The sequence below is a fragment of the Rhizobium sp. N324 genome (genome assembly GCF_001664485.1).
GTDB lineage: Bacteria > Pseudomonadota > Alphaproteobacteria > Rhizobiales > Rhizobiaceae > Rhizobium.
This window is the reverse complement of sequence record NZ_CP013630.1, coordinates 2,133,219-2,145,416: the sequence shown is the minus strand read 5'-3', so window position 1 is coordinate 2,145,416 and position 12,198 is coordinate 2,133,219. Positions and strand designations below refer to the sequence as shown.

Sequence of the window (12,198 nt, the reverse complement as noted above, 5' to 3'; positions counted from 1 at the left end):
CTCGAATTCGTGAGGCGGAACCTAGATCGATCGAAACACCAGAAAAAGTTAATAATATTTGCTTATACGTTCAGATATGCTAATGATTTCGGAGCCGCGAGGAGGTCGTTATGGATGTCGGACGTCTGCGGGCACTGCGCGAACTGTCGATCCGCAAGACCATGGCGGCGGTGGCAGAAGCCTTACACGTCTCGCCGTCGGCCGTGTCGCAGCAAATTGCGCTTCTTGAAGAAGAGGTGGGCATACGGCTCGTCGAGCGACGCGGCCGGGGCGTTGTCATGACGCCCGCCGGCCAGCAGCTGGTGCTGCGGGCAGAGAAGATCCTCATCGAAATCGAATCGGCGAAAGCAGACATCGCCGAATTGAAAAGCGTCGTTTCCGGCGAACTTCGGGTGGCGGCGTTTCCTTCCGTGGCGGCCGCCGTCATTCCGAAGGTCGTCTACGATCTTGCCGAACGGCACCCTCACCTCACCGTCCAGTTCGAAGAAATGGAGCCGGGCGAAAGCCTTGCCGCGCTGCGAAGCTGGCAGACGGATGTCGCGATTATCGATGACTTGAATATACCGACCGGCGCGCTCGATCCCAATATCGAGACGATCTTCCTGATGGAGGACGTGTTCAACGTCATGGTCTCCAAAGATCACAGGCTGTCGGAGCGGCTAACCGTCGGCCTGGATGAGCTTCGGGAGGACCGGTGGGCGATCGACACCGCGTCCGACACCTATACGAGGATGCTGGTGGAGGCCTGTCAGGAAGAGGGCTTCAAGCCCAACATCGTGGCGAGGTGCAAAGGCTTCGAAGTGACCATTGCGCTGATCCGGCAGAATTACGGCATCTCGATCCTGCCTGGCCTGCGCGCCAGCTACGATCTCGAAGACGTCTGGGTCTGCAGGCTCGTTCCGGAAATCCGTCGGAGGATATTTATCGCCTTCCGCAAAGAGGAAAAGCGCAGTCCAGCCCTTCAGGTGTTCCTTGACCGAATGGCCGAGAAGCCGCCGCTGTCTTGACGCTGGGTGTCAGCGCGACCGCGCACCATGCCGACCACCTCAATGCGGCGTCGAGGCAACAAAACAACAGATTTCCTAATGTATCACCTCAGGAGAATTAAGTAGATTTGAAGAGACCCCACTCCTACTCTCCATCTGCCAATTGATGGGACTGGGAGCGAGGATCGCACGCAGACCTTGGCCAATAGTGGGAACGACGCAGTCAGAAAGGCGATAACGCCTCCAGCGTCTTACCGGACTTTCGATCGAGCCATCGCTCATTGATTTGGCGTCACCGTCACTATGCGATCCGAAAGGGGAACTTCGATGAAACTACTCAAAATCCTGACTGCCGGCGTTTTCGCAGGCGTTGCGTTCACGGCGGCCAATGCTTCCGCCTCCGTTCTCGACACAGTCAAGCAGCGCGGTGTGCTCAACTGCGGCACCGACAACACCGCTCCCGGCTTCGGCTATCTCAATACCACGACCGGACAGATGGAAGGGCTCGACGTCGACTTCTGCAAAGCGGTTGCCGCCGGCGTTCTCGGCGACGCCTCCAAGGTCAAGTTCATCACGGTGACCGACAAGAGCCGCTTTGACGCAGTCCTTACCGGCCAGGTCGATGTCGTCTTCGCCCACACCACGATCAAACCGGCGCGCGAATCGTCAATCGCGATCGATTTCCTGCCGATCAACTTCTACGACGGTACCGGCCTCATGGTGAAAACCGATGCCGGGATCAAGGAATTCGCAGACCTCGATGGTGCAACGATCTGCACCACCCAGGGATCGGCCACCGAGACGGTTCTGGCTGCTGCCTTCAAGGCGCGCGGTTGGAAGGACTCCAAGGTCCTGACCTATGAAACCTCGAGAAGCTTTTCTCCGCTCTCAACTCGGGTCGTTGCAATGCGATGAGCACCGACAAATCAGCCCTTGCCGCCTGGGCGGGGAATGCACCGAAGCCAGCCGACTATCTGATCCTCCCGGATACGCTGGACAAGTCCCCGTTCGGCGGCTTCGTGGCTGCCAACGACTCCAAGTGGCGCAACGCGCTGCGCTGGATCGAATACGGCCTCTTCCAGGCCGAAGAGTCCGAGATCACCCAGGCCAATCTGGCCGAAAAGCTGAAGAGCGAAGATCCCTTCGTTCAGAAGTTCCTCGGCAGCAATGGCGGCGGCTACGGCAAGGACTTCGGCCTCTCCGACGACTTCATTGCTCAGGCGATCAAGGCCGTCGGCAACTACGGCGAGGCCTACGATCGTAACCTCGGTCCGAAGACCAAGATGTATCTCGACCGCAAGGGCACACCGAACGCCTTGTGGACGCAGGGTGGCGCAATCTACTCGCCGCTCTGGAACTGATGCCGGCCGGGGGTCGGGACCACAACGTTTCGACCCCCAAGCACTTGGAGCCTGAACATGACAATCCATGAAACGAGTGCGATCCGCGGCATGGCAGAGGGTGACAGACTGAGGTCGCGGCGCCTGCGCAATCGCATCCGGCACGAAGCGATCCAGCTCGGAATCGTCGTTCTGGTCGTCGTGCTGCTCGGGATGCTGGCATATGCGGTCAAGGCTGGCCTTGCCGAGAAGGGCATACGGTTCAGCTTCTCGTTTCTTGCCAACACCGCCGGCTTCGATATCAGCGAAGGATGGACGCTGACATCAGGTGAAGGCTTCGTCCCCAGCCTCGCCCAGTTCTCTTCGGAGATGTCGGTCGCATCGGCTTTCGTCACAGGCATCTTCAACACCGCGAAAATCGCACTGCTGGCAATCATCCTCAGCACGATCCTCGGAACGATGCTCGGCGTCGGCCGTCTCTCCACCAACTGGGTGGTGCGAAACCTCTGCTTCTGGATCGTGGAGTTCGTCCGCAACACGCCGCTGCTCATACAGCTCGTCTTCTGGTACTTCGCGGTCGTGCTGCGCTTTCCGCCAATGGCGTCTGCAGCAAAGCTCTACGGCGGCCTTATCGTCAGCCAGCAAGGCATATACGTCCCCACGCTGTCCTGGACCGGCGGCGCATCCACCCTTTCGCTGATCCTGGTCACCGCCACAGGAGTGTCGGCGCTCGGCGCAATATTCGACCCCGTCCGTGGAGCGCGGCGGATATGCGTCGCCGCGGCGGTCGTCTGCCTCGGGCTGCTGGTCGCGACCGGCGGGATGACCGTGAATTTCCCCGTCGCCAACAAGTTCAAGGCGAGCGGCGGAACCAGCATCAGCCCGGAGATGGCAGCCCTTCTGCTTGCCGTCGTCGTGAGCAGCGCTTCCTTCATCGCCGAAACCGTCCGCGGCGCGATCGACGCTCTTCCGAAGGCCCAATGGGAGGCCGCGGGGTCGCTGGGGCTCAGCCGCCGCGACACCGTCAACGACATCATCCTTCCGCAAGTGTTCCGCGTCGTTCTCCCCTCCTTCGGCAATCAGTATATCAGCCTGACCAAGAACACCGCGCTCGGGATCGCGGTCGGATATCCGGATCTGTTCAACATTTACGGGACGATCGCCAATCAGACCGGCCACAGCCTTGAAGGCATCATCATCGTCATGGCGTCCTACCTGATCCTCAGCTGGATCATCAGTTCGTCTGTGTACTGGGCGAACCGCCGTCTTAACCCCATGGGAGTGTCGCAATGATCGCCACCTCAATAAAATGGACCCGCCACAACCTGTTCGGAAAGCCTTTCGACATCGCCCTGTCGCTGCTGGTCATTCCAGGCGCGCTCTGGCTCGCCTATTCGATCCTTGACTGGGCGCTCACCACGGCAAGGTGGGATATTGTCGTGCAGAGCCTGCGGGTGCTGATGATCGGCGTTTTTCCAGCCGATCAGGCGTGGCGCGCATGGACGGCGTCGGCGATCATCGCAGCGACCCTGGGCGCCGGTCTCGGCTGCGTGTTTTCGTTCAAGCCTCACCATGGGCTGGTTCTCGCTCTCGTCCCCTTGTTGATTTTGATCGTCGATCATGGCGATCCGCAGAACGCCATGTCCGCGGCAGGCGTCGTTGCCGCAACCTCGCTGGGATGGGTGCTGACGTCGTATGTGCCATTGTCCAGGAAGGCGATGCCTGCTGCGGCGTTTACGGGCTTCATCGTCGTCGTTGCGGTCATGGCCCCTCCGGGCGTGGGGCTCTGGGGCGGACTTCTTCTCAGCGTTCTGCTGACGCTGGTGACGTCGGTCCTGTCTCTGCCGATCGGCATCCTGCTCGCGTTCGGACGGCAGAGCCGGCTCTCAAGTCTCAGGATCATCTGCACCTGGTACATCGAGGTCATGCGCTCGGTGCCGCTCATCCTCGTCGTCTACTGGATCTGGATCCTCATGCCTGTCCTTGCACCGCAGTGGGGACTGGCCGACGTCGCGCGCGGCATGATCGGCTTCACGATCTTCTACTCCGCCTATGTCGCCGAATATGTCCGAAGCGGCCTTCAGGCGGTTCCGCGCGCCCAGACCGAGGCGGCAAGGTCTCTCGGCATCAGCGAATTCGACATCAACCGCTCGATCGTTCTGCCACAGGCGCTCCGGGTCGTAGTGGCGCCACTGGTCGGCAACGTGCTCGACATCTTCAACTCCGCGCCGCTCGTCTTCATCATCGGGCTGACGGATTTTCTCCGCGCGGGGCAGATGATCCTGGCGAACCCGCAATATGGCGACCGGACTTTCGAAGTCCTCTCGTTCCTGCTCGTCACCTATTTCCTGGTCGGCTCGATGATCACCTATGCCGCCAGAAAGCTCGAAGACCATATGGCAACGAGTGCCCGCTGAGCTGTTCCAACACGGAGACATCACGATGAACGCCATCGTCGAAATGAAAAGCATGAACAAGTTCTACGGTGCCCACCATGTGCTCAAGGACATCGATCTCGCCGTCACTCGCGGCGAAGTCATGGTCATCCTCGGGGCCAGCGGCTCAGGAAAATCGACCCTCATCCGCTGCGTCAACGGCCTCGAAATGTACCAGAACGGCAGCCTCGTCGTAGACGGCTATGACATGCCGGTCGAGGCCGACCGGAAGCTCGGCGGAGAACGCGAACTCGCGGCGATCCGCAAGGGCGTCGGCATGGTATTCCAGCAATTCGGCCTGTTCCCGCACAAAACTGTGCTGGACAATATCACCATCGCGCCGATGCGGGTCCGCAAAAAGTCGCGGGAAGAGGCCGAAGCGACCGCCATGAAGCTCCTCGACCGCGTCGGCCTCAGGGCGCATGCGCACAAATATCCGGGCCAGCTGTCCGGCGGCCAGCAGCAGCGCGTTGCCATCGCCCGCTCACTCGCCATGGAACCGCATCTGATGCTGTTCGACGAGCCCACCAGCGCGCTTGATCCGGAAATGGTCGGCGAAGTCCTCGACGTCATGCGGGAACTGGCCACCGAGGGCATGACGATGATGGTGGTGACCCATGAAATGGGGTTCGCAAGAGAGGTCGCCGACCGCGTCGTCTACATCGACCAGGGCTCGATCATCGAGATCGGGAAGCCGGACGAGTTTTTCGACAATCCGAAAAACGACCGGGCTCGCTCTTTCCTCGCCCGCGTCCTAAGACACTGACCAACCGCAGCCCGGCTCACGAATGGAAATGTCCATGAACACGATACTGCCCAGTGATCCCGCTCGCGATGATGTTCTCTCGGGCCGACCGACCCTCTGGCTCAATCCGTCCTACCGGAAACAGGCGATCGATACCTCGGACCTGCCGGTTTCACCGGCCGACGTGCAGAGCGCGCGCCAGAACTGGCAGCGCTTGGCGCCGCTTCTTGCCGAATGCTTTCCGGAACTGAAGGATACGGGCGGCGAGGTCCGCTCCGAACTGGTCGAACTCAAGGAACTCCGCGAGGCGCTCGGCTATCGAACGAGAGAGTTCGGCAACGTCTTCATCAAGGCCGACAGCCACCTGCCGGTTGCCGGCTCCATCAAGGCGCGCGGCGGCGTCTACGAGGTTTTCCTGTTTGCCGAAAGTCTCGCCCGTCAGAAGGGACTGCTCGCTGACGGCGAGGATATCCGAAAGCTGGCAACCGAAGAGGCCCGCTCCTTATTCTCCGGCTATACCGTGGCGGTGGGCAGCACCGGAAATCTCGGCTTGAGCGTCGGCATCGCCGCGCGTGCGCTCGGCTTCAAAGCCACGGTTCACATGTCGTCCGACGCCAAGGCCTGGAAGGTCGAGCGCCTGCGGAAGCTCGGCGTCGATGTCATCCAGCACGAGGCGGATTACACGACAGCCGTCGAAAACGCCCGCGACATCGCCGACGCCGATCCGACGATCTATTTCGTCGACGACGAACAGTCCCGGCACCTGTTCCTCGGTTACAGCGCAGCGGCGTCGGAGCTGGCATCGCAACTCGACGAGCGTGGGATCACGATCGATGACGAAAATCCGCTGTTCCTCTACCTGCCCTGCGGCATCGGCGGCGCACCGGGCGGCGTCGCCTTCGGCGCCAAGGCGATCTTCGGCGACCATGTGCACGCCTTCTTCGTCGAGCCGGTTCAGTCGCCCTGCGCCCTCGTCCACATGATGTCGGGTTCGCAGGAGCTGGTGTCGGTCTATGACGTCGGCCTGACCAACAAGACCGAAGCCGACGGCATGGCCGTCGCCCGCATGTCGGCCTTCGTGGCCAAGGTGATGCGCGAGATGCTCGCCGGCGTCTACACGGCCGCCGACGACGATCTGTTCAAGCTGCTTCGCATGGCGTGGATTACCCAAAGGCAGAAGCTGGAGCCTTCGGCGGCCGCCGCCCTGCTCGGCCCGGACTTCCTCTTGCGCCATAAGGAGGGCCGGCGTTTCCAAACCCTGAACGGCATCGAGGAGAAGATGTCGCGGGCGACGCACGTGCTCTGGACAACAGGCGGCTCGTTCGTCCCGGAGGAGCAGTTCCAGAACTTCCTCCATCAGGCCGAAGCCCTCACTTAGTCCCGCATGCCGAATGGTGCCACAGGCGCGGGTCGGGAGCGATCCGCGCCTGTCGACCTGATGCCGCAGCCTTCAGGTCTCTGTTTTCATGCAGGTCGTCAGCGCACAGTCTCGCGCGACAGCTTCTAGAATCGACGCGGGCCTTCCGGTTTGTTTCCGACGATCCCGTCGATCCGGTCCAGTACCTCAGGCGTCATCTTCTGCCTGTGGGACAGCGCCGCGAGATTGTCCTGCAACTGGCTGGCGCGCGAGGCGCCGAGAATGACGGTGGAGACGTTGCGGTTGGCGAGGCACCACAACAGAGCGAGATGGGTGATCGACAGGCCGATCTCGTCGGCGAGCCTGGCGAGTTCGCCAACCTGTTTGAGCTGGGCGCGGCCGGCGTCGCTGGACCACTTCTCTTTCAGCCATTCGTAGCCCGGCAGGTTCATGCGGCTGTCGGCCGGCACCCCGTTATTGTATTTGCCGGTCAGGACGCCGGAAGCGAGCGGCGACCAGATGGTGGTGCCGAGGCCGATGAGATCGTAGAGCGGCAGATAATCGGATTCGACCTTCTGGCGTTCGAAGATATTGTACTGCGGCTGCTCCATCGTCGGCGGCGTGATGCGCAGATCGCGCGCCACGGCATAGGCTTCCGTCAGTTGCTGCGCCGACCATTCCGACGTCCCCCAATAGAGCACCTTGCCCTGGGCAACGAGATCGTGCATCGCCCGGACCGTTTCCTCGACCGGCGTGTCGATATCCGGGCGGTGGCAGAAATAGAGATCGAGGTAATCGACCTGAAGCCGCTTCAATGCCGCATGGCAGGCATCGGTCACATGCTTGCGCGACAGGCCGCGCTGCGTCGGCTTCTGGCCGCCCCAGAAGACCTTGCTGGAGACGACGAAGCTGTCGCGGCTCCAACCGAGCGATTTCAACGCCTCGCCCATGACGATCTCGGACTTGCCGCTTTCATAGCCTTCGGCATTGTCGAAGAAATTCACCCCATTGTCATAGGCAAGCTTCATGAGGTCGACGGCGTCGCCTCCATGGACCTGCTTGCCGAATGTCACCCATGAGCCGAAGGAGAACTCGCTCACTTGCAGGCCCGACTTTCCCAAACGACGATATTCCATCATGCAGCTCCCGAAAAATGTGCCGGCCGGTCGCCGGCATTGTGCGATCGATCGACGACCGACTCGCGTAACCTATGGCGTGGGCGACGATATGCGAGGAGTTTCCTCAAAGAAAAAGGGCGCTCAACGACATCGGCCGGAGCGCCCGTAGCATGCAATCGACGACGTTTGCGGCGGAGGTCGACAGCAGCAACGGCAGATGACGAGATTCGGAACGGATTGGCAACATGCAAATGGAACAGGGACGTTATTGGCCGCCGACCGCCCCCTGTCATCCACCTGTTATCCACAGCCTATCCACAGGCGCGGCGGCTACGACCGCAGCAACTTCAATGACATTCGCCCGGCGGCCAACCGCACCTCGCAAACGCGATGTGACCGTTGAATGACACTGCGCTTTTGTTTGTCCGCCCGGATATAAACCGCGACCCGGCTCGGCTAGATTCAATTCTCTTCCCGACCGTGGCGGCGGACGCCGGGAGGAAGTGGGCGGTGGGCAACATGAGGGCCCGCCGCCCTCTTTTTATTCAGCCAGTTTTCATTCAGGCCGTGCGCGAGCTTCTATAGACCGAGACACCGAGTTCCCTGATTTTCTTGCGCAGGGTGTTGCGGTTGAGGCCGAGAAGATCGGCCGCCTTGATCTGGTTGCCGCGCGTTGCCGTGAGTGCCGCAAGGATCAGCGGATATTCCATTTCCGTCAGCACGCGGTCATAGAGGCCGGGCGGCGGCAGGTTGTCGCCGAAGCCGGAGAAATAGGTGCGCATATTCTCCTCGACGGCTTGCGCGATCGTCATCGAGCCACTGCGGATCGGCCCCTTGTCGATCGGGCTATCGGGCACGTCGGAGCGCAGTTCCGCGTCGATGATCTCGCGGGTGATCACGTCCTGCGGATAGAGCGCCATCAGCCGGCGGATGAGATTTTCCAGCTCGCGCACATTGCCCGGCCAGGCATAGGCCTTCATCAGTTCCAGCGCTTCCTGATCGAAACGCTTGGAGCCGAGGCCCTCCTTTTCGGCCTGCTGGATGAAATGGCGCACAAGATCGGGAATATCCTCGGCGCGGTCGCGCAGCGGCGGCAGGCGCAGCGGCACGACATTGAGGCGGTAATAGAGGTCTTCGCGGAACAGGCCCTGATTGATCGCCTGCTTCAGATCCTTGTTGGTGGCGGCGACGATGCGCACGTCGGTGCGGATCGGCGTGCGGCCGCCGACGGTGGTGTATTCGCCCTGCTGCAGCACGCGCAGAAGCCGCGTCTGGGCGTCCATCGGCATGTCGCCGATTTCATCGAGAAAAAGCGTGCCGCCTTCGGCCTGCTCGAAGCGGCCGGTCGAGCGGGTCTGCGCCCCGGTGAAGGCGCCCTTCTCATGGCCGAAGAGTTCCGATTCGATCAGGTCGCGCGGGATCGCCGCCATGTTGATCGCCACGAACGGGCCGTTGCGGCGCTTGCCGTAATCATGCAGCGCCCGGGCGACAAGTTCCTTGCCGGTGCCGGATTCGCCAGTGATCATCAGCGTCAGGTCCGTCTGCATCAGGCGGGCGAGCACGCGATAGATTTCCTGCATCGCCGCCGAGCGGCCGACGAGCGGCATGCCGTCCTGCATGTCCTCTTCGAGCTTGGCGGGCTTGCGCTTCGGCTCGGCGAGCGCGCGACCGATGATGCCGATCAGCTCGGTCAGGTCGAAGGGCTTCGGCAGATAGTCGTAGGCGCCCTTCTCCGAGGCCTTGATGGCGGTCATGAAGGTGTTCTGCGCGCTCATGACGAGAACCGGCAGGTCAGGGCGCGCCTTCTTGATGCGCGGCAAGAGGTCGAAAGCGTTCTCGTCGGGCATCACCACGTCGGTGACGACCAGATCGCCCTCGCCCGCCGAAATCCAGCGCCAGAGGGTAGCGGCGTTGGAGGTGATGCGAACATCGTAGCCGGCGCGGCTCAAAGCCTGGTTGAGCACGGTCCGGATGGCCGCATCATCATCTGCAACGAGGATCGTGGCTGTCATCGAGAAGGTCCTGTCGAGCTTGCGGAAGAGGCGTCTTCAAGCGAGGCGTCCTTCGACGCCGGCATGAGAACGCGGAATGTCGTGCGGCTGTTCTGGCTGTCGCATTCGATGATGCCGCCGTGATCGCCGATGATCTTGGCGACCAGCGCCAGGCCGAGGCCGCTGCCGTTCGTCTTGGTGGTGATGAAGGGATCGAAGAGGTGCGGCAGCAGATCGGCGGGAACGCCGGGGCCATTGTCGTGCACGCAGAACTCCAGCGGCAGCGAGATTTTTTCACGGGTGCCGGCAACGGAGAGACGGATGCCGGGACGATAGGCCGTCGTCAGCAGGATCTCGCCGTCCGGCCGATCGCCGACCGCTTCGGCGGCGTTCTTCACCAGATTGAGGAAGACCTGGACGAGCTGATCGCGATTGGCATAGACGGCCGGCAGCGACGGGTCATAACTCTCGGTCACGCGGATGTTGCGGGCAAATCCCGCCTTGGCGACGGCCTTCACGTGATCGAGCACGGAATGGATATTGACCGGCATGCGGTCGACCGGGCGCTCGTCGGAAAAGACTTCCATGCGGTCGACCAGCGAGACGATGCGGTCGGTCTCGTCGCAGATCAGCCGGGTCAGCGCCCGGTCGTCGTCGACTGCGGACTGTTCGAGCAGCTGGGCGGCGCCGCGGATGCCGGAGAGCGGGTTCTTGATCTCATGCGCCAGCATCGAGGCGAGACCGGTCACCGAACGGGCGGCGGCGCGATGCGTCAGCTGCCGGTCGATCTTGTCGGCCATCGAGCGTTCCTGAAAGACGATGACGACGGCGCCGGGCTCGCTGAGCACCGGGGCGACGTAGAGATCGACGAGCTTGTCCTGGCCGAGGCGGGGCGAACTCAGGTCGACGCGATATTCGTTGACCGGCGCCTTGCGCTCCCGCACCTGGTCGATCAGGGCGAGCAGCGGGCTGCCGAAGGGAATGAAGGTGGAGATGCGATAACGCGCCAGATGCGGGGCGCTGGCGCCGAAGAAGGCCTCCGCCTCCCAATTGGCGAAAACGACGAAGCCGGATTCGTCGACCATCACGACGGGGTTCTGGATGGCGTTGAGCACGGCCATGGCAACGGTTCCGCCGGCGTGATCGGGCGGAGAAGTCGTATCCTTCGTCATGCCGCCTCCCGGCTGTCGACAACACCCGATGCCAATGCCTGATAAAGGCGTGCGGCCACCTCGCGCGGATCGCGGGAGGTCATGATCGCCGCCTTATCGCCGCCGGCGAGATCAGGGGCGAAACGCTCGAGATACCAGCCGAGATGCTTGCGGGCATGGCGGGTCGCCACCGCCTCGCCGTAGAAATCCAGCATCATCGTGTAATGTTCGACGGCGATATCGGCGATCTCGTGTCGCGGAGGCTCGGTCGCACCGGCAAGCACACCGGCATGCCACGGCCTGCCCTGGCAGCCCCTGCCGATCATCACGGCATCGGCGCCGGAACGGCGCAATATTTCCTGCGCGTCCTCGGCGGTTTCGACATCGCCATTGGCGATCAGCGGAATGGAGATCTCTTCACGGACGGGACGGATCGCGTCCCAATCGGCACGGCCTTCATAAAACTGCATGCGCGTGCGCCCATGAATGGTCACGAGCTGAATGCCGGCCGCCTCGGCGCGGCGCGCAATCTCGGGCGCATTGATCGAATTCTCGTCCCAGCCCAAGCGCATCTTCAGCGTCACGGGAATATCGACGGCCTTGACCGTCGCCTCGATGAGGCCGAGCGCGTGATCGGGATCGCGCATCAGCGCCGAGCCGGAGTAACCGCCGATCACCTTCTTTGCCGGGCAGCCCATGTTGATGTCGATGATATCGGCGCCATGATCGGCAGCGATCTTCGCCGCCTCCGCCATCCAGTGCGCCTCCCGGCCGGCGAGCTGCACCATGTGCGGCCGGAAGCCTGCGGCTGTGAGCCGCGACCAGGATTCGGCTGTGTCGTTGACCAGTTCGCGGCTCGCCACCATTTCGGTGACGACGAGGCCGGCGCCGAAGCGCCAGGCGAGCTCGCGGAAGGGCATGTCCGTGACGCCGGACATCGGCGCCAGCACGACGCGGTTCCGCACGGATACGGATCCGATTCGGAAAGGCGCTGCGAGGTCCTTGGAAATCAAATGATTATCTTTCGGGCACACTATAGAACTGCATGATTTTTAGCCATTGTTCCCCGGCTTGC

Annotated in this window: 9 protein-coding genes and 1 pseudogene; 6 read left to right on the top strand and 4 right to left on the bottom strand. The window is 62.0% G+C overall.

Features of this window, described 5'->3' with window-relative positions:
• Positions 1–110 precede the first annotated feature (110 nt).
• From AMK05_RS10390 to AMK05_RS10365, 6 genes and pseudogenes are all read left to right on the top strand, one after another.
• Positions 111–1,007, top strand: a complete 897-nt coding sequence (locus AMK05_RS10390) for a LysR family transcriptional regulator (protein ID WP_064838380.1) — start codon at positions 111–113, stop codon at positions 1,005–1,007.
• A 306-nt stretch (positions 1,008–1,313) separates the two neighbouring features.
• Positions 1,314–2,347 (top strand): annotated as a pseudogene (locus tag AMK05_RS36090) (transporter substrate-binding domain-containing protein).
• Between the two features lie 57 nt (positions 2,348–2,404).
• Entirely contained in the window at positions 2,405–3,619 is a 1,215-nt protein-coding gene (locus AMK05_RS10380) for an ABC transporter permease subunit (protein ID WP_064838379.1), read from the top strand.
• Complete coding sequence (locus AMK05_RS10375) at positions 3,616–4,743, top strand: amino acid ABC transporter permease (protein ID WP_064838378.1); 1,128 nt, start codon at positions 3,616–3,618, stop codon at positions 4,741–4,743. Before AMK05_RS10380 ends, AMK05_RS10375 begins: the two co-directional genes overlap by 4 nt.
• 25 nt (positions 4,744–4,768) lie before the next feature.
• Positions 4,769–5,527 (top strand): amino acid ABC transporter ATP-binding protein, encoded by a 759-nt coding sequence (locus AMK05_RS10370; RefSeq protein ID WP_064838377.1) that lies wholly within the window; start codon positions 4,769–4,771, stop codon positions 5,525–5,527.
• Between the two features lie 34 nt (positions 5,528–5,561).
• Positions 5,562–6,884: a D-serine ammonia-lyase gene (locus tag AMK05_RS10365; protein WP_064838376.1), complete on the top strand. Its 1,323-nt coding sequence runs from the start codon at positions 5,562–5,564 to the stop codon at positions 6,882–6,884.
• A 125-nt stretch (positions 6,885–7,009) separates the two neighbouring features.
• Here AMK05_RS10365 and AMK05_RS10360 read toward each other — a convergent pair whose 3' ends face one another.
• The 4 genes from AMK05_RS10360 to dusB all read right to left on the bottom strand — a co-directional run bounded on the left by AMK05_RS10360 (position 7,010) and on the right by dusB (position 12,157).
• Positions 7,010–7,999, bottom strand: coding sequence for a potassium channel beta subunit family protein (locus AMK05_RS10360; RefSeq protein WP_064838375.1), 990 nt, complete (start codon positions 7,997–7,999; stop codon positions 7,010–7,012).
• Positions 8,000–8,541: 542 nt separating this feature from the next.
• Complete coding sequence (gene ntrC / locus AMK05_RS10355; protein WP_064838374.1) at positions 8,542–9,993, bottom strand: nitrogen regulation protein NR(I); 1,452 nt, start codon at positions 9,991–9,993, stop codon at positions 8,542–8,544.
• A complete protein-coding gene (locus tag AMK05_RS10350; protein ID WP_064838373.1) occupies positions 9,990–11,144 on the bottom strand; it encodes a two-component system sensor histidine kinase NtrB in 1,155 nt (384 codons plus the stop codon). The genes ntrC and AMK05_RS10350 overlap by 4 nt, the downstream gene beginning before the upstream one ends.
• Positions 11,141–12,157 (bottom strand): tRNA dihydrouridine synthase DusB, encoded by a 1,017-nt coding sequence (gene dusB, locus AMK05_RS10345; protein ID WP_171899774.1) that lies wholly within the window; start codon positions 12,155–12,157, stop codon positions 11,141–11,143. Before dusB ends, AMK05_RS10350 begins: the two co-directional genes overlap by 4 nt.
• Positions 12,158–12,198: the final 41 nt, after the last annotated feature.

Excerpts from the sequence above, each read along its gene's own strand:
- AMK05_RS10390 (WP_064838380.1), top strand. The coding sequence starts at position 111 with ATGGATGTCGGACGTCTGCGGGCACTGCGCGAACTGTCGATCCGCAAG.
- AMK05_RS10380 (WP_064838379.1), top strand. The coding sequence starts at position 2,405 with ATGACAATCCATGAAACGAGTGCGATCCGCGGCATGGCAGAGGGTGAC.
- AMK05_RS10375 (WP_064838378.1), top strand. The coding sequence starts at position 3,616 with ATGATCGCCACCTCAATAAAATGGACCCGCCACAACCTGTTCGGAAAG.
- AMK05_RS10370 (WP_064838377.1), top strand. The coding sequence starts at position 4,769 with ATGAACGCCATCGTCGAAATGAAAAGCATGAACAAGTTCTACGGTGCC.
- AMK05_RS10365 (WP_064838376.1), top strand. The coding sequence starts at position 5,562 with ATGAACACGATACTGCCCAGTGATCCCGCTCGCGATGATGTTCTCTCG.
- AMK05_RS10360 (WP_064838375.1), bottom strand. The coding sequence starts at position 7,999 with ATGGAATATCGTCGTTTGGGAAAGTCGGGCCTGCAAGTGAGCGAGTTC.
- ntrC (WP_064838374.1), bottom strand. The coding sequence starts at position 9,993 with ATGACAGCCACGATCCTCGTTGCAGATGATGATGCGGCCATCCGGACC.
- AMK05_RS10350 (WP_064838373.1), bottom strand. The coding sequence starts at position 11,144 with ATGACGAAGGATACGACTTCTCCGCCCGATCACGCCGGCGGAACCGTT.